The 17,772-nt window shown below is 34.6% G+C and carries 15 protein-coding genes; 5 read left to right on the forward strand and 10 right to left on the reverse strand.

Going from position 1 to position 17,772, the window contains the following annotated elements:
- Positions 1-11 precede the first annotated feature (11 nt).
- A complete protein-coding gene (locus LNQ81_RS04690; RefSeq protein WP_229949238.1) occupies positions 12-3,158 on the reverse strand; it encodes a UvrD-helicase domain-containing protein in 3,147 nt (1,048 codons plus the stop codon).
- Positions 3,159-3,268: 110 nt separating this feature from the next.
- On the opposite strand from LNQ81_RS04690, the gene LNQ81_RS04695 reads away from it, so the two are divergent.
- Positions 3,269-3,874 (forward strand): superoxide dismutase, encoded by a 606-nt coding sequence (locus LNQ81_RS04695; protein ID WP_229945015.1) that lies wholly within the window; start codon positions 3,269-3,271, stop codon positions 3,872-3,874.
- Between the two features lie 122 nt (positions 3,875-3,996).
- On the opposite strand, the gene pyk is transcribed toward LNQ81_RS04695, so the two are convergent.
- The 5 genes from pyk to LNQ81_RS04720 form a co-directional block, all read right to left on the reverse strand.
- Complete coding sequence (pyk, locus tag LNQ81_RS04700; protein WP_229945016.1) at positions 3,997-5,427, reverse strand: pyruvate kinase; 1,431 nt, start codon at positions 5,425-5,427, stop codon at positions 3,997-3,999.
- A gap of 4 nt (positions 5,428-5,431) precedes the next feature.
- Positions 5,432-5,920: an IPExxxVDY family protein gene (locus LNQ81_RS04705; RefSeq protein WP_229945017.1), complete on the reverse strand. Its 489-nt coding sequence runs from the start codon at positions 5,918-5,920 to the stop codon at positions 5,432-5,434.
- Between the two features lie 97 nt (positions 5,921-6,017).
- Complete coding sequence (gene rnc, locus LNQ81_RS04710; RefSeq protein WP_229945018.1) at positions 6,018-6,764, reverse strand: ribonuclease III; 747 nt, start codon at positions 6,762-6,764, stop codon at positions 6,018-6,020.
- A 15-nt stretch (positions 6,765-6,779) separates the two neighbouring features.
- On the reverse strand, positions 6,780-8,033 hold the full coding sequence (gene fabF, locus LNQ81_RS04715) for a beta-ketoacyl-ACP synthase II (RefSeq protein ID WP_229945019.1): 1,254 nt from the start codon (positions 8,031-8,033) through the stop codon (positions 6,780-6,782).
- A 200-nt stretch (positions 8,034-8,233) separates the two neighbouring features.
- Positions 8,234-8,470, reverse strand: a complete 237-nt coding sequence (locus tag LNQ81_RS04720) for an acyl carrier protein (RefSeq protein WP_002988156.1) — start codon at positions 8,468-8,470, stop codon at positions 8,234-8,236.
- Between the two features lie 196 nt (positions 8,471-8,666).
- Here LNQ81_RS04720 and purN point away from each other — a divergent pair, with 196 nt between their 5' ends.
- Complete coding sequence (purN, locus tag LNQ81_RS04725) at positions 8,667-9,227, forward strand: phosphoribosylglycinamide formyltransferase (RefSeq protein ID WP_229945020.1); 561 nt, start codon at positions 8,667-8,669, stop codon at positions 9,225-9,227.
- 5 nt (positions 9,228-9,232) lie between these two features.
- The gene (rnhA, locus tag LNQ81_RS04730; protein ID WP_229945021.1) at positions 9,233-9,706 is read left to right on the forward strand and encodes a ribonuclease HI; all 474 of its coding nucleotides are present in this window, start codon (positions 9,233-9,235) and stop codon (positions 9,704-9,706) included.
- A gap of 314 nt (positions 9,707-10,020) precedes the next feature.
- Here rnhA and LNQ81_RS04735 read toward each other — a convergent pair whose 3' ends face one another.
- The gene (locus tag LNQ81_RS04735; protein ID WP_229945022.1) at positions 10,021-10,869 is read right to left on the reverse strand and encodes a hypothetical protein; all 849 of its coding nucleotides are present in this window, start codon (positions 10,867-10,869) and stop codon (positions 10,021-10,023) included.
- A gap of 665 nt (positions 10,870-11,534) precedes the next feature.
- Between LNQ81_RS04735 and LNQ81_RS04740 the strand changes: the two genes are divergently transcribed.
- On the forward strand, positions 11,535-12,464 hold the full coding sequence (locus tag LNQ81_RS04740; RefSeq protein ID WP_229945023.1) for a PfkB family carbohydrate kinase: 930 nt from the start codon (positions 11,535-11,537) through the stop codon (positions 12,462-12,464).
- A 60-nt stretch (positions 12,465-12,524) separates the two neighbouring features.
- Positions 12,525-14,423, forward strand: a complete 1,899-nt coding sequence (locus LNQ81_RS04745; protein WP_229945024.1) for an amidophosphoribosyltransferase — start codon at positions 12,525-12,527, stop codon at positions 14,421-14,423.
- Positions 14,424-14,528: 105 nt separating this feature from the next.
- Here the strand turns inward: LNQ81_RS04745 and LNQ81_RS04750 are convergent, their stop codons facing one another.
- From LNQ81_RS04750 to LNQ81_RS04760, 3 genes are all read right to left on the reverse strand, one after another.
- Entirely contained in the window at positions 14,529-15,929 is a 1,401-nt protein-coding gene (locus LNQ81_RS04750; protein ID WP_229945025.1) for an SLC13 family permease, read from the reverse strand.
- Between the two features lie 169 nt (positions 15,930-16,098).
- Positions 16,099-16,749, reverse strand: a complete 651-nt coding sequence (locus tag LNQ81_RS04755; RefSeq protein ID WP_229945026.1) for an HD domain-containing protein — start codon at positions 16,747-16,749, stop codon at positions 16,099-16,101.
- A gap of 23 nt (positions 16,750-16,772) precedes the next feature.
- Positions 16,773-17,771 (reverse strand): acyl-ACP desaturase, encoded by a 999-nt coding sequence (locus tag LNQ81_RS04760; RefSeq protein WP_229945027.1) that lies wholly within the window; start codon positions 17,769-17,771, stop codon positions 16,773-16,775.
- Between the last annotated feature and the right edge of the window lies 1 nt (position 17,772).

The following is a 17,772-nucleotide window of genomic DNA, read 5'->3' on the forward strand; positions in this document are numbered from 1 at the left end:
TATATACTATTCTACAAATGTATCATATTTAAGTTCTCTCCTGTATAAAGCAAGACCATTTTAACGACTTCATAACCCATTTCTTCTAGTGATTTACCATAAGACTTAACCTGTTCTTTATATTTCTCTTCTTCTTTACCAGTCTTATAATCCAATATATAAGCTTGCTTACCTCGAATAACAACCCTATCTGGTATCGTATTCCGTTGATATGGACCAATAATTACTCGTTCATTAAAAACTTTATTATCTATTCTAAAGAAAATTTCTAAATCAGGATGCTCTATTATCTTAGAAATCACATCTCTAAAATCTTCTTTAACATCCTCTTGTATCAAGCCCTTTTCTAATCCTTCCTTTACTACAGCATCTAAATCCCGATAATCAGTAATAAAAGACATTAATTCATGAACCAAGTTACCATATTCTATAGCTTTTTGGTTATTAGAGTCCCACATTAAAGCTTCTCTCTGTGCTATTTTAATTGCCTCAAAATCTAAACCTGAGCGTACTGGTAGAATCATCTTATTTAATTCTCCTTCACGAATTTCTTCTTTTCGTGACACGCGCTCTTTAACACCAAAATCATATGATAAATCTATATCATTATACACACCCTCAGTCACCAAAAAGTCTAAGAAAAACTTAGATAGATTGTCTTGAAAATCACCTTTAGCATTAATGTTCTTATAACTAATAACATATAATTGCTCTTCCGCTCTTGTTAGTGCAACATATAACACATTGACATTGTCTAGTAAAGTCTCCTGCTTCTTACTTTCATAAAGTTTTTGTGCAAACTCTCCATACTCTGTCACTTCTTTTTTGGAATCAACTAAGGCTTTTGGAAACATAATTTGATCATTATCAGTCTCTATATTCACCCATAACTTGTCACGACTAGCCGCTGTAAAGCTCTCTTCAGCAAAAGGGAATATCACCACAGGGAACTCCAATCCTTTAGATTTGTGAATAGTCATAATCTGCACAGCATTACGTCCTTCTGGAGTAGGTATACTGAATTTTTGATAATTTGCACTCCAATAATCTAAGAAATCACTAATTCCAAATTGGTTTTTCAATGATTTCTCTAGTATTAAATCCAAAAAATATAACACATAAGAACTAGCCCCTTTTTCTGGAATAAATGCAACTACAATAGCCTCTACAGCATCGTATAGGGACTTAGAACGACATGCCTCAAAAGAGATCGGAACACCATTATCTACTAACCACCCTTCAAGCTCAATCTCAGAACGAAAAGACAATCCTTCTTTTATAAAATCATGCTTTGCTTTCGACTCCTTATTCTTAGAAGCTATATAGTACAAAAACATCATTTTTGCCTCTAAATCCTTTTCTGTTTTAAGGAACTTAAGAACATTAATAATCAAGCGAACCTCACTAGCATTATTAATTAAAAGCGAATCAGAAGATAAGATATCAATTCCATTTTCTGTTAAAAAGTTAGCCAACAAAACACCGTGATCTCGTCTACGTGTTAAGATAACTATATCCTTTAAGTCAAAACCTTGCTCTAAGGCTTGATTGATAGCGCTAAGAGTTGCTTCAACGAATTGTAGATTCTTATCCTTCTCTTCATCACTCTTGTCTTTTTGTAGAAAAGTAATATTAACATACCCCCCTTCTTTACTATTCACCTCTTGATAACTATTATTCTCATAAAGATCTTTATAATCCTCATTAATAAAGTTTCTAGATATATCTTTAAACAATCTGTTATTAAAGTTAATTACCTCAGCATAACTCCTATAGTTCCTACCTAAATTAACTGTTTGTTTATCAGGATTTGAAAAGGGATTTTCATCCTTACTCAATGCAATAAATTGTTCCGCTTTACCTCCTCGCCATCTATAAATCGATTGTTTAGGATCCCCTACAATCATCAAACTACCTTTAACTCCTACATTATCCTCACCTGCTAAGGCATTATCAATAAGTGGAATTAAGTTTTGCCATTGCATTTCAGAGGTATCCTGAAATTCATCTATAAAGAAATGATGATAACGTTCACCTAGACGTTCATAAATAAATGGAGCTGGCTGATTCTGTATTTCATTATGGATAATAGCATTAAACTGCGTAATGGATAATATGTTCTGTTCTTCTTGTATTTTATCCATCTCTTGCCCTATCGTAGTGAGTAAGGAAAGAGGCATTAAATTCTTTAAAAAAGCCTTATAAAACGCTCTACGTGAATACAAATCATACACCTTAGATAATATTCCTAAAAGATCAGAAATACAGGCTTCTATTAATTCAGTATCTTTTGCTCCCTTTTTTATTTTAATATCATCGAATTCATGATATCGCTTTGTCGTACCAACAGTGTCCTTAATAACATTTTCAATATGTTTGATAAAATACTGACCCGAAAAAGAGCTTTTATCTATTCCTTTCGACTCTATAAAATCTAGAATGCTTTGTCCTATCACTTTACTTTCTTCTGTGATTGATCTAATCTCCTGACGTAGAAAATCTCTAACCTTCACAAAATCATTCAAGGTATGCTCAGAAAATAAAGCTATCTCTTCCCTGTTATTTTCATTTAACAAAAGAGAACCTACATCTTTAAGCTCTCTTGTGATATCCCAACTCTTGTCATTATCAGCTTTATCTATTGAGAAATCTATCAACAATTCTGTCAACTCCTTATCTACTCCCGCCTTAGCAATTACAGCGTCTACAGCTTCTTGTAACAACTCATCTGAATCTAAAGAAACCTCAAAAGTCATCGGCAACTCCAAATCGAATGCAAAAGAACGTATGACTTTATGAGTGAATTTATCAATGGTTGAAATATCAAAAGAAGCATAGTTGTGTATTATACTTCTAATAATCCTACCCGATTTAGCTTGAATAAATTCTTTTGACAATTGTGTATCGTCTTTAACTTGTTCAAAAATACCAAGATATTTTTTATCTAATATTTCTTTTGAAAATGCATTTAAACAAGAGACTACACGACTCTTCATTTCTGCAACTGCTTTATTTGTAAAAGTAATAGCTAGAATCTTTTTATAAGCATCATCTTGCTTATCCAAAAGCAAGATCTTAAGATATTCTTTTACTAAAGTATGTGTCTTCCCAGAGCCAGCAGAAGCGTTATAAATTGAAAATGAAGCTTTATCAGACATTAAATAAGTTTTATCATTAACGTTTATTAAACATTCCAAACCTTCCATATTAGGTCGATTTTGTTTAATTTTGAAATAAAATTAATACTAATCTTTAAATAATACGAATTATGGCTTTCGAATTACCAAAATTACCTTATGCATATGATGCATTAGAACCACATATTGATGCTCGTACGATGGAAATCCACCATACTAAACATCATAATGCGTACACTACTAACTTAAATGCAGCTATCGAAGGTACTGATTTAGAAGGAAAATCTATAGGAGATATTCTTGCTAATCTAGATATGACTAAAGGCGCTGTACGTAACAATGGTGGTGGATTCTATAACCACAACTTATTTTGGACAGTAATGTCTCCTAATGGAGGAGGTGAACCTGCAGGTGAATTAGCTGACGCTATCGCTAAAGATTTCGGATCTTTCGAAAACTTTAAAGATGCTTTCGCTAAAGCTGGAGCTACACAGTTTGGGTCTGGATGGGCTTGGTTATGTGTGAATAATGGAAAATTAGAAGTATGTGGAACTCCTAACCAAGACAACCCGCTAATGCCAGGTGTTGCTTGTGGTGGTACTCCTATTTTAGGTATGGACGTATGGGAACATGCCTACTACTTAAACTACCAAAACCGTCGTCCTGATTACATCAATGCTTTCTTTAGCGTAATTAACTGGACTGAAGTTTCAAGAAGATACGCAGAAGCAAAATAATAATATTTTGCACCTATATTACAAACTATTAAAAGCTCCTTATAGGAGCTTTTTTTTTGATTAAATACTAACAAAAAAAGCTCAGAATAAATTCTGAGCTTCTATATTTTAGTCTAAAGCAATTACTCTACTTCAGATATTCTTAATGTATTTACCATACCTTTTTCGATAATTGGCATTGCAGCTAAGTTGATAACCATATCCCCTGTAGTAGCAAGTCCTTTTTCTTTAACCATAGCATTAATGTCCTCAATCGTCTCATCAGTACTAACATATTTATCATAATAGAAAGCTTGAACTCCCCATAACAAGTTTAATTGAGTAATGATACGGCGATTAGAAGAGAATACTAAAATATTACTATTAGGTCTCCAAGCCGAAATTTGGAACGCAGTATAACCACTATTTGTTAATGTACAGATAGCTTTTGCTTCGATATCATTTGCCATTAAAGCAGCATGGTAACAAATATTCTTAGTAATATAGCGATTCGTTTTGATTGTAGGTGGACTTTGAGGTACCTTAATCATTGGAGAAGTCTCAACACTTTGAATAATCTGTGTCATTTTTTCGATTACTTGTACTGGATAAGCCCCTACAGACGTTTCCCCTGATAGCATCACTGCATCAGCACCATCCATCACAGAGTTTGCTACATCATTTACCTCAGCTCTCGTAGGTGTAAGACTAGAAATCATCGTCTCCATCATTTGCGTTGCAATGATAACAGGAATTCTAGCATTCTTAGCTACATGTACTAATTCTTTCTGAATTAACGGAACCTCTTGTGCAGGAATCTCAACTCCTAAATCACCACGAGCAACCATAAGACCATCACAGTAAGCGACTATTTTCTTAATATTCTTAACTGCTTCTGGTTTTTCAATTTTAGCTACTATAGGAATTTTATGATCTGAATGCTTATTAATCAAATCTTGTAAGTCCATTAAGTCTTCTGGTGTACGTACAAATGACAATGCCATCCAATCTACCTGTAATTCACAAGCGAAAATAGCATCTTTAATATCTTTCTCAGTTAATGCTGGCAAAGATACTTTAGTCATTGGCAAGTTAACTCCTTTTTTAGATTTAAGAGGACCTCCTTGTACTACAACAGTCTTAACCTCATCCACACCATTCGTTTCTAATACATCGAAGATAAGTTTTCCATCATCTAATAAGATTCTCTCACCAGCATTGACGTCAGAAGGGAATTTCTTATAGTTCATATAGACGCGTTCAGCATCTCCTTTAAACTCTTCAGTTGTAGAAAAAGTAATAACATCTCCAGGATTTACAATAACATCCTCTGCCATTACACCTACTCTTAATTTAGGTCCTTGTAAATCTCCTAAAATAGAAACAGTGTATCCAAACTCTTTATTTAAATCGCGAATTATATTTACTTTTTCCTGAACATCTTTATAATCAGCGTGTGAAAAGTTGATTCTAAAAACATTTACACCAGCTTTGATCATATCATGTAATACCTCTCTTGTACTAGATGCTGGTCCTAACGTTGCTACGATTTTCGTCTTTTTTTGTGCTAACATATTTTTAAAAAATTAAGTTCGTTTTATTTTTTAATATCTCTTGCTTAATCTCATAAGCTGCAGAGATAAATTTAACTGTATTTAGCCTTTCAATGATTGTACCAATTTCAAATTGACTATCCGTCTCTTCAATTTTAATCAAATAATCGACTGCTTTTAACTCAGGTAACAAATACCCTTGTTTTGTTACTGGATGGTTAGCTGAGACAAACAGAGGAGAATCTAAACCTGATTCAGGTATTAAAAAAGCTTTATTCGCAACTACTTTCCAATAAACATGACGATTAAAATCATCATATTCATAGAATGAAAAAAAAGCATGCCCTACATCTGTGAAGATGTCCACATCAGCTTTACTTCTTTCTAAATTAATCTCAAGTATTGAATTAATAAAATACACTACTTTATAATCCTCTTTTCGAGAAGTGTGTATTGCGATTAAGCGATAGTCCTCACTGTCAAAGTCTTCTAGCTTATATTTTATAATACCCATATACGAAATTAGTTATACAAATATACAACTTTTATTCAGCTACTTATATCAAATAGCAGTATAATAGATTATTAAAAAGTTAAGGAATTAACAATAATTATTGTTTTATTTGTTCTTGAAATGCAAAATATGCTCTCTGAGAAGCCTTCTCTTCTGCTTTCTTTTTAGAAGTAGCTCTAGCCCTTGCTACAAGTTTGTCGTCTATAAACAAACGCACACCAAAGTATTTTAATTCTTCAGCTGTATTCTCTTCGAATGTATCATACTTAAACGTATGTTTTCTCTTTTGACACCATTCTATAAGCAAGCTTTTATAACTAGTAATTTTAGTCTCTAGTTGTTGAATATCCGCTACTATACTAAGCAGTTTATCGTGAATAAACTTCTCACATGCTGGATAACCACGATCTAAATAAATGGCTCCAATAATAGCTTCTAATAAATTGCCATGAATATTCTCTCCAAATTGTTGATTTCCCATTTTACTCTCTACATAAGACACTAGATCTAATTCCTTACCTATTTGGTTTAGATTCTCTCTACTTACTATCTTAGAGCGCATTTTGGTTAAATAACCTTCATCACCACTGGGAACTTCTATGTATAAATAGGATGCTATAACTGATCCTAACATCGCATCTCCTAAGAACTCAAGTCGTTCGTAGTTTATTGGATTTCCTCCTTCGTCACATCTATTCATAGAACGATGAGTGAATGCCACTTTATAATACGATAATTCAACAGGTTTTACGCCAACTATTTGAGTCACCTTTTGACAAAAATTCCCGTCTTCAATACTGAAGGAACGGGAATTATTGAATATTCTATTTAGTAACTTTTTCATCTTTATAGGATGATTTTACTTCTCTATTTTTTTTACCAATACACATGCATTGTGACCACCAAAACCAAAGGTATTACTCATACCTACTTTAACATCTCTTTTTTGAGCTTTGTTAAAAGTAAAGTTAAGCTTAGAATCGATTTGTTCGTCATCAGTGAAATGGTTAATAGTAGGAGGTACAATACCGTGCTCTATAGACAATATCACAGAGATAGTCTCTATAACTCCTGCCGCACCTAATAAGTGTCCTGTCATCGACTTAGTCGAATTAAGATTCATATCATAAGCATGCTCTCCGAATACATTTAGAATTGCCTTAGACTCTGCGATATCTCCTAATGGAGTAGAAGTACCATGCATATTAAGCACATCTACATCTTTTGGTTCTAATCCAGCATCTTTTAGACAGTTCTTCATTACATTAGTTGCTCCTAATCCTTCAGGATGTGGCGCAGTTAAGTGATGTGCATCTGCAGACATACCCCCTCCACCGATTTCACAGTAGATTCTAGCCCCACGAGCTACAGCATGTTCATACTCCTCTAAGATAATGGCTCCAGCTCCTTCACCTAATACAAATCCTTCTCTGTCTTTGTCCATAGGACGTGATGCAGTTTGTGGATCATCATTACGAGTAGATAAAGCATGCATAGCATTAAATCCACCTATACCAGCGATAGTCACAGCTGCTTCAGATCCTCCTGTTACGAAGATATCAGCCATACCTAAACGAATATAGTTAAATGCATCTATAATAGCATTAGTAGAAGACGCACATGCAGACACAGTAGTAAAGTTAGGCCCTCTCAGATTATACTTCATCGAGATATGACCACCTGCTAAATCCGCAATCATCTTAGGAATAAAGAACGGATTGAACTTAGGTACTCCATTTCCTTGTACAAAATTAGTAACTTCGTTTTGGAATGTTTCTAAACCTCCGATACCTGAACCCCAGATTACTCCAGCTCTATCTAAATCTATTGCTTCTAAATTTAATCCTGAATCTTTGATCGCTTCATCAGCGCTGACCATTGCATACTGAGCATAACGGTCCATCTTACGTGCTTCTTTTCTCTCAATAAAATCCTCTACGTTAAAATTCTTAACTTCACACGCAAACTGAGTTTTGAAATTGGCAGCGTCAAAATATGTAATGGGTGCAGCTCCGCTTACCCCATTTATTAGGTTGTTCCAATACTCTTGAATATTATTTCCAATTGGCGTAAGGGCACCTAAACCGGTTACAACAACTCGCTTTAATTTCATAAAATAACTTATATGGTTTGTACTATAAAAAAAAATCCCAAATATTCACTTTTGTAAAAAAGGAAACATTGGGGTGTTTGTTTGATTGTATATGTTAGATTGTTGCCAATCTGTCCTTTTTTGTTTCTTCTAAAAATCAGTCATTTCAAGAAAATAATAACACCCACGTGTACTTAAAAAAGACACGTGGGATATAGTTATTACTTTTTAGCTTCTTCTATGTAAGAGATAGCTTGTCCAACTGTAGCAATGTTTTCAGCTTGGTCATCTGGAATTTGAATATCAAATTCTTTTTCGAATTCCATGATAAGCTCAACAGTGTCTAGTGAATCAGCTCCTAAATCATTAGTGAAGCTTGCTTCTGCTACAACTTCGTTCTCGTCAACACCTAATTTGTCAACGATAATCGCTTTTACTCTTGATGCAATGTCTGACATAATCTTTAATTTTAAATTTAATTTCGTAGGCAAAAATAAACAACTTTATTTTAAAACCTGATTTTTCATGTTAATTGTCGGTGCGAAATTATAAAAATTATTAATACTTATCGCTATTTTTCTCCTTATTGTCAGTTATTATTCTTTTTTTTGTACTGAAATAGCGCACTCACAACTTCACAAAACAACTAAACAAATGAAAAAAATAGCCTTATTCGCCTCGGGATCAGGATCAAACGTAGAAAACATCATCAACTACTTTGAAACCAAATCTATTTTAAATCAATACCTTATTTTGGTTAATAACCAAAACGCTAAGGTAATAGAAAAAGCCGAAAAAAGAAATATCCCTGTTGTCCTTTTTGACAGAAATATGCTAAAGGAAGGACTTATCTCTCAAAAATTAGAACAATTTCAACCTGATTTAATTGTATTAGCTGGTTTCCTATGGAAATTCCCTGATGACCTTGTTAAAAAATATCCGAATAAAGTAATTAATATACATCCTGCTCTTTTACCTAAATATGGAGGAAAAGGAATGTATGGTCACTTTGTACACGAAGCTGTTGTCGCTAATAAAGAAACTGAATCTGGTATCACCATACACTATGTCAATGAGAATTATGACGAAGGAGCTACTATATTTCAAGCTACAACACCTTTAGATCCATCATTCTCTCCAGAACAAGTTGGAGCTGCAGTACTAAAACTAGAGCACTTACACTTTCCTCAAGTTATCGAAAAACTACTATTTTAATATAAATGAATTTACCACAAGTAATACTATATACTGATGGCTCGTCTAGAGGTAATCCTGGTCCTGGTGGGTATGGATTAATATTAGAGTGGGCTGGACATAAAGTCTATAAAGAAGTATCTCAAGGATATCGAAAAACTACTAATAATCGCATGGAACTATTAGCTGTCATAGTCGGACTAGAAATGCTAAAAAACGAAGGCACTTCAGTATTAGTGGTGTCTGACTCTAAATATGTAGTCGATGCTGTGGATAAACGATGGGTGTTCGGATGGGAAAAAAAAGCTTATAAAGACAAGAAAAACCCTGATTTATGGCAACGTTTTTTAAAAGTATACCGCAAACATAACGTTCAATTTAAATGGGTTAAAGGTCATAATAACCACCCAATGAACGAGCGATGCGATGTCCTGGCGGTTAAAGCTGCCACAGGAACAAACCTTCTCATCGATGAATACTACGAATCAATAGAGGGTTAATAACCAAAGAGCATCGCATAATTAAACCCAGATCCGCGATAGACATATAAACGAAAAGTAATTACACAAAATAGGTCTGAATTAGTGAGTAAAGCATAGTATGGTTTAAGAACTAATGAAAGAGATATGAAGGAGAATTACTTTGTAGTATTTGGCTAATGCGAATCTAGGTTAAACATGTGATGTCTGGTTATTAGCGTTAGTATATGGCGAAAAATCAATTCTACTGTACAGAATCAATTAACAATTACATCTTCTAAGAGTAAAACCTTCCTAAAAATGGTTCTTACCCAAAAAACATTAATTCTCACATATTAATCCAAACGAAAAAAAACTTCATTATAATGTTTACTTGGTTTAATCCACGCCATAGTTCTGTCAGCATTAATAATCCAGTTAAAACGCTTCATCATATCAGCACCAAACAAACTAAAAGATTGATTCTTTAACTCTCCAACAAAATATCCAACAGCTACATTATTTAACTCAAAACCGCCAACACTCACCCTACTAACCTCAGCAGTTTTAGTAATCACACTCTTGCCCGCCGAATTCTTCAGTTCCCTCTCGCTAATAGTAACTAACTTCTCACTTAACACATTCTTCTCTGAGAATATATCATCGTATAACATCGCCCCTGCATATCCAGACTGCAGATAAAAAGGATGTGTATAACTCTCTCCTGTTATCTCACTAACTACATCTATAAACATAGCCCCATTTCGATGTTTTACAGGTATAGCAACATAGCCTTCTATACTAGGCATCACTTCATGTCTCACTAATTCAGCACTATCATAGTTAATCTCTAACACCTTGTCCTTAAATAACAACATCCCTATCTTACCATCTGACTCCTGCCCGCTATACTGATTATTTATAAACGAGACATTCTCCCAATTCGTCCCTGCTATCTGCACCTTATTAGACGCACTATACCCTTCCTTATCAAACTTTAACCCTACCACTTTAGCAGTTGCCTCAGGGGATATAGCTCCATCATCCATTGCTACTTGGAACATCAGATTAAGGCTGTCTCTCTCATTAACCACAGTCTTAATCAGCATATTATTATAAGTTGTTAATCTAAAAGGAATATGTACCTGAGCATCTGCTACAGCCCCTATAACAAGCATCGTTAAAAGCATCAAGTTTCTCTTCATAATCAAATCAATTTAAAGGTTAGTTGGTTATGGTAAATCTATAAAAATAATTCATGCTATAAAGTATCGAATGATTAAATTGACCATATATAATCTTTTCAAAATAAGCACTAATTTTACTCTAATCATGAAAACAAATTGAATTAAAAAGCGATTTATACTCACCACATCTAACTCCTTCATCACCGCTTCAACATTACTACAAGATTACCCTATTAACAAAGCCTTTTGTTGAAGTATTATTGACGTAATTTTAAATCACTCTTGAAGCAAACACCTCATAAAAATAAGAGTATGATAATAACCATAATTAACTTCATTATTTAGCATTACCTCAACTATAATAGTTTCATATAAACGCTAAAATACATGATACTTCATAAGATTGAGATACATGATAATCTCTAAGGTTGATATAAATAAGATCTCCTAAACATTCGAGATCTATTTTATAAATCCATGCTAACCTTGTTAAAAAAACAACACAAAAGATAAAGATTTAGACCCTAAAGTGACATTATATTCACTTAGTATGTGATGATTACGAATAAACCCTTATATTTGGTAGTAAACTCATTGCTAGTAAAATAGTTAATTGTGCTTATTTAATTTGGTAGTAAAAAGAGTATTGCCATATATTTGTAGCTTATTTCTTTGCAAAAAATATGAATAAATTACTGATAGTGGGGACGGTGGCCTTTGATGCGATAGAAACTCCATTCGGAAAGACAGACAAGATCTTAGGTGGTGCGGCAACGTACATCGGATTGTCTGCCTCACACTTCAAAATTAAATCAGCTATAGTGTCTGTGGTAGGAGATGATTTTCCACAAGAACACTTGGATCTTTTAAATAGTAAAAACATAGATACCTCAGGAATCGAAGTTGTACAAGGAGGAAAAACCTTCTTCTGGAGCGGTAGATACCACAATGATCTAAATTCTAGAGATACATTAGACACACAGCTTAATGTATTAGCAGACTTTAACCCTGTAGTTCCTACAGACTTTAAAGACGCAGATGTAGTGATGTTAGGTAACTTACATCCAAATATTCAAATAGGTGTCTTAGATCAATTAACTACTCAACCAAAACTTGTCGTATTAGATACTATGAACTTTTGGATGAACTGTGCTCTTGAGGAACTGAAAGAAGTATTAAAAAGAGTAGATGCGATCACTATCAACGATGAGGAAGCACGTCAACTATCTGGTGAATATTCACTAGTAAAGGCGGCTGAAGTTATTCATACGATGGGACCAAAATATGTAGTGATTAAGAAAGGTGAGCATGGTGCTTTACTTTTCGCTGATAAAGATGTATTCTTTGCTCCTGCATTACCATTAAAAGAAGTATTCGACCCTACTGGGGCTGGAGATACATTTGCAGGTGGTTTTACAGGATATTTAACACAGAGTAGCAATGTTTCGTTTAGAAACATGAAAAACGCTATTATATATGGATCCAATCTTGCCTCATTCTGTGTAGAAGAATTCGGAACATGTAGGATGGAAAATTTAAATGATAGTGATGTGGTGAAAAGACTACAACAATTTAAGATGTTAACTCAATTCGATATCGAATTAAAACAATAATGTAAAATTATAAGCCTCGTCATGGGGCTTTTTTTATTCAACAACAACACACAACTAAACATGAGCGACGCTTTAAAACACGAATGTGGTATAGCAGTTTTAAGATTAAAAAAACCGCTATCTTTCTACAAAGAAAAGTATGGTAGTGCCTTCTACCCTATACAGAAGATGTACTTACTACTAGAAAAACAGCACAACAGAGGACAAGATGGAGCTGGACTAGCAAGTATCAAACTAGATATGGATGCTGGTGAGCGTTATATCAGTCGCGTTCGCTCTAATAAAGCACAACCTATACAAGATATATTCCAACAAATCAATGAACGTATCAATGAGGAGATGGAAGCTCATCCTGAATATCACAATAACGTAGATTTACAAAAGAAACACATTCCTTATATAGGAGAGGTGTTCTTAGGACACGTAAGATATGGTACTTTCGGTAAAAACAATATCGAAAGCGTTCACCCTTTCTTGCGTCAAAATAACTGGATGCACAGAAACTTAATCGTAGCTGGTAACTTTAACCTTACTAATGTTAGAGATTTGTTTCAAGATCTAGTAGAGTTAGGACAACATCCTAAAGAGATGTCTGATACAATCACAGTAATGGAAAAGATAGGTCACTTCTTAGATGATGAAGTAAATGACTTATACTATAAAATAAAACAAGAAGGATATACTAAAAAGAATGCGTCTCCACTTATCGGAGAGCGTCTAGATGTAGCACGTATTCTACGTCGTGCTTCTAAAAACTGGGATGGTGGATTCGCTATGGCTGGTATGATAGGACATGGTGATACATTCGTATTACGTGATCCTGCTGGTATACGTCCTGCATTCTACTTTGAGAATGACGAGATAGTAGTAGTAGCTAGTGAGCGCCCAGTAATACAGACTGCATTTAATGTTCCTTTTGATGAGATTAAAGAAATCGTTCCTGGACAAGCGCTTATCATTCGCAAAGATGCTTCAGTACACTTTGAACAGATTTTAGACCCACTTCCATTAAAGGCTTGTTCTTTCGAGAGGGTTTATTTCTCTAGAGGAAATGATGCTGAAATCTATCAAGAGCGTAAAGATCTAGGTAAACTAATCTTTCCCGAAGTACTTAAATCAATTAATGACGATACAGATAACTCTGTGTTCTCATATATCCCAAACACTTCTGAGACATCATTCTATGGTATGGTAGAGGGAGCACAAGACTTCCTTAACCAAAGAAAAATCAGTGATATCCTAAAGAATAAAGAAAACTTAACTGAGGCTAAACTACAAGAGATTTTATCTGTGAAATTAAGAACAGAGAAGATAGCTGTAAAAGACGCTAAGTTGAGAACTTTTATCACTGATGACAGTAGTCGTGATGACTTAGTCGCTCACGTATATGATGTGACTTATGGAGTGATAAAACCAACGGATAATCTAGTTATTATAGATGATAGTATCGTACGTGGTACTACACTTAAAAAGAGTATTATCCGTATGTTAGATAGACTTAATCCTAAGAGTATCGTAGTTGTTTCTGCTGCTCCTCAGGTGAGATATCCAGACTGTTATGGTATCGATATGGCTAAACTAGAAGGTCTTATCGCTTTCCAGGCAGCTATAGAACTACTGAAAGAACGCAACCTATATCATATCGTAGAAGAGGTATATACGAAATCTAAAGCACAAGAAAATTTACACGATAGCGAAGTAATAAACTTCGTTACAGAAATATATGCTCCATTTACAGATAAAGAGATCTCTGACAAGATAGCTCAGATGGTAAAAGATGTGAATATCAAATCTGAAGTTAAGATTGTATTTCAGTCTGTAGAGAACCTACATACTGCATGTCCTCATAACTTAGGGGACTGGTACTTCACTGGTGAATATCCTACTGTTGGTGGTAACCGAGTAGTAAACAGAGCGTTTATCAACTTCTATGAAGGACGTGATGAGAAACCGTATTAGTAGATAGTGATGAATAATTTATAATCACTTATCTACAGATATAATGAAATAAGGGCTGTATCAAAACATGATACAGCCCTTTATATTTTACGAATACTTATAATGTTACTTTAACCAAAAGAAATAAGCAATAATAGACAGTAATATCGCACAGATAATATTCAATACAAAACCTGCCTTCATCATATCTTTCTGACGGATATCTCCTGTACCGAATACGATGGCATTAGGTGGTGTCGCTACAGGTAACATAAATGCACATGATGCTCCTAACCCAATAATCATCGACAGTCCTAACGGAGGCAATCCTAACTCTTCTGAAATAGAGATAAAAATAGGCACTAATAACGCCGCACTAGCTGTATTAGATGTAAACTCAGTCAAGAATACAATGAAGAATGAGACTACTAATCCAATAGTAAAATAGTGACTATTCTTAATAAAAGAAACCAATACATCTGCCATCACTTTACTTGCACCTGAGTCTTTAAGCACCATACTAAGTGTCAACCCTCCTCCAAAAAGAAGTAGCACGCCCCAGTCTACATTATGCTGCAATTCTTTCCACCTTGACACTTGACTCACACAGATCAATATAAAAGCCAATAGAGAGATGAACGTATCAAAACTAGAGAACTTACCTTCGAAACCAACCCAATTAGCTACAATCGGGTTTAAGTCATTACTGAAGATCCAACAGATCGCAGTAAACAGGAATATACCTAAGGTTAACCATCTATCAAAATTCATTGGAATGTTTTCAGAGGTATGTTTAAAGGTAAAGTCTAGCTTCGGTTTAAATACAAAGTAAATAACAGCAATCATAATCGGCAATAACAACAATACGATAGGGATACCCATCTTCATCCACTCCGAAAAGGATATATTAAGTTGTGAAGCTACGATAGCATTCGGCGGACTACCTACTACAGTTCCCATACCTCCTATACTTGCACTATATGCTATCCCTAATAAAACGAATACATATGTATTACGATGTTTTTCTCTATCTAACTGTCCCAAGACTCCTACTACTAATGGCAGCATCATCGCTACTGTAGCAGTGTTGCTAATCCACATGGATAATAAAGCAGTTACTAAGAACAGATAAAATACAGCATAGAGTAACCTCCCTTTTGCTAAATACATAATCTTATTAGCGATAATGGTATCTAACTTCTGCACATGTAACGCTCCTGCTAATACAAATCCTCCCAAGAATAAGAAAATAGTAGGGTCAGCAAATGATGACAAAGCTGCTTTAGTGTCAGAAAGTCCTAATCCTATAGCAAGTACTGGCACAAACACAGCTGTCGTAGTTACATGTATAGCCTCTGTCAACCATAATACTGCTACAAATACTAAAAGGGCTAATCCTTTGTTAACCTGTGGTTCGTATGGTAAGTAGTTGATAAGAAGTAATAACGTAATAACATTAAAAAGAATAATAAGGTAGTTCCTTACAGACTTTAGCGGTCTTACATCAGGTTCGTAATCTAAACGCATATCATAAGTAGTTTACTAATTTTAACTAAAGTTAACAATAAATTACACTTCACATAATTTTTAAACAAAAAAACAGTGCTTAAACAGATAAATATATCCAAAAAGTATATTATGCATAACAAAAAAGCCAGTCTTCCGACTGGCTTTTTTATATCTAACTAAGACTTTATTAGGCATTACCCTCACACTCATCGTAGAACTGGCTTAAGAAAGATTCCATAAACTTATGGCGTCCTTCTGCTAATTGTCTTCCTGTTTCTGTATTCATTAAATCTTTTAATCGAAGTAGTTTCTCATAAAAGTGATTAATCGTTGTTCCTACATTGTTCTTATACTCTTCTTTAGACATCCCTATCTTAGGTTCTATCTTAGGATCATACATCAATGTATTCTTATACCCCCCGTAGTTAAATGTTCTAGCGATACCTATAGCACCAATAGCATCTAATCTATCAGCGTCTTGTACTATATCTAACTCCTTAGAGCGAAACACCTGATTAAAGTTACCTCCTTTAAAAGAAATATTCTCAATCCCTTTTACAACATGTTCAATAGTCTGTTGATCGTAAGACAACTCTTCTAGTAATGCCCTTGCTTTAGTAGGCCCTACTGTCTCGTCTCCACCGTGGAATTTACTATCTGCTATATCGTGTAGTAGTGCGATAAGTTTGACAACGACTAAGTTGACTTCACCTTCACCCTCTACTATATTCAATGCGTTTTTATAAACTCGTTCAATGTGGAACCAGTCGTGACCGCTCTCAGCTTGCTGTAATTCTTTCTTTACATAAAGGATGACTTGATCTATACGCTTGTCCATAACTATTGTATTGTACTTGGTTATTATTTAATAAGGGCTGGTTTTACCCATTTAAAAACGTGCTCTTCTTTACCGATAGTCATACGGTCAGCTACTCTAGCCATACGTGCAGGTAATTTCATTAAATAATCTCTTGCTTTCTCAGCTTCATCAGTAAGGTTATTTAATTGATCCACTTGCCAACGGTCGATAAGCTTCTGCATAATCTCGATATAATCGTGTGCAGTATACACGCCAATACGCTGTGCTGAATCAGAAAACAACTCAAACGCATCACCCATTTTACCTCCAGATTCGCGAATTAGATTGGCTGGCATAGTGATTTTTCTTTTCATCATATCAACGAAAGCCAACATCATTTCGCTAGGATCAACTTTAAAAATACGATCCACAAACTCACTATAAGCATGATGATGTCTCATCTCATCTCCTGCGATTAATCTACAGATCTTAGATAACTTATGGTCACCATACTGCTTCGCTAACTTCGCTACACGGTTATGTGATACATACGTTGCTAACTCCTGAAAGCTTGTAAACACAAAGTTTTTATAAGGATCTCTATCTGTACCTGGATCAAAACCATCGTTAATTAAGTGATGTGTAGTAATCTCTATCTCTTTCATATCTACTCTTCCTGATAGGTATAAGTATTTATTAAGAAGGTCTCCATGACGATTCTCTTCACCAGTCCAGTGACGTAGCCATTTAGCCCATCCATTACCACCTTCTCCATCTTTTTGGTTTACACCTTCTACATCCATTAACCATGATTCGTAAGTAGGAAGCGCCTCTTCAGTGATCGTATCACCTACTAAGACAACCCAAAAATCGTATGGTAATTCTTTGGCATATTCTCTAAGCTCTTTTACCTCTTCGATGAAGTTTACTCCTTCTGAGTCTGGTAATAAGTCTGATGGTTGCCATATCTTCTCTACAGGTATCAAATAGCTATCTACGAAACTATCGATATTCTTCTCTAGGAATTGCATTACTTCTAGGCGAACATTCTTTATAGACATA

Source organism: Myroides oncorhynchi (assembly GCF_020905415.1).
GTDB classification, from domain to species: Bacteria; Bacteroidota; Bacteroidia; order Flavobacteriales; family Flavobacteriaceae; genus Flavobacterium; species Flavobacterium oncorhynchi_A.

Coding starts and splice junctions, on each gene's coding strand:
- LNQ81_RS04690 (WP_229949238.1), bottom strand. CDS start 3,158: ATGTCTGATAAAGCTTCATTTTCAATTTATAACGCTTCTGCTGGCTCT.
- LNQ81_RS04695 (WP_229945015.1), top strand. CDS start 3,269: ATGGCTTTCGAATTACCAAAATTACCTTATGCATATGATGCATTAGAA.
- pyk (WP_229945016.1), bottom strand. CDS start 5,427: ATGTTAGCACAAAAAAAGACGAAAATCGTAGCAACGTTAGGACCAGCA.
- LNQ81_RS04705 (WP_229945017.1), bottom strand. CDS start 5,920: ATGGGTATTATAAAATATAAGCTAGAAGACTTTGACAGTGAGGACTAT.
- rnc (WP_229945018.1), bottom strand. CDS start 6,764: ATGAAAAAGTTACTAAATAGAATATTCAATAATTCCCGTTCCTTCAGT.
- fabF (WP_229945019.1), bottom strand. CDS start 8,033: ATGAAATTAAAGCGAGTTGTTGTAACCGGTTTAGGTGCCCTTACGCCA.
- LNQ81_RS04720 (WP_002988156.1), bottom strand. CDS start 8,470: ATGTCAGACATTGCATCAAGAGTAAAAGCGATTATCGTTGACAAATTA.
- purN (WP_229945020.1), top strand. CDS start 8,667: ATGAAAAAAATAGCCTTATTCGCCTCGGGATCAGGATCAAACGTAGAA.
- rnhA (WP_229945021.1), top strand. CDS start 9,233: ATGAATTTACCACAAGTAATACTATATACTGATGGCTCGTCTAGAGGT.
- LNQ81_RS04735 (WP_229945022.1), bottom strand. CDS start 10,869: ATGAAGAGAAACTTGATGCTTTTAACGATGCTTGTTATAGGGGCTGTA.
- LNQ81_RS04740 (WP_229945023.1), top strand. CDS start 11,535: ATGAATAAATTACTGATAGTGGGGACGGTGGCCTTTGATGCGATAGAA.
- LNQ81_RS04745 (WP_229945024.1), top strand. CDS start 12,525: ATGAGCGACGCTTTAAAACACGAATGTGGTATAGCAGTTTTAAGATTA.
- LNQ81_RS04750 (WP_229945025.1), bottom strand. CDS start 15,929: ATGCGTTTAGATTACGAACCTGATGTAAGACCGCTAAAGTCTGTAAGG.
- LNQ81_RS04755 (WP_229945026.1), bottom strand. CDS start 16,749: ATGGACAAGCGTATAGATCAAGTCATCCTTTATGTAAAGAAAGAATTA.
- LNQ81_RS04760 (WP_229945027.1), bottom strand. CDS start 17,771: ATGTCTATAAAGAATGTTCGCCTAGAAGTAATGCAATTCCTAGAGAAG.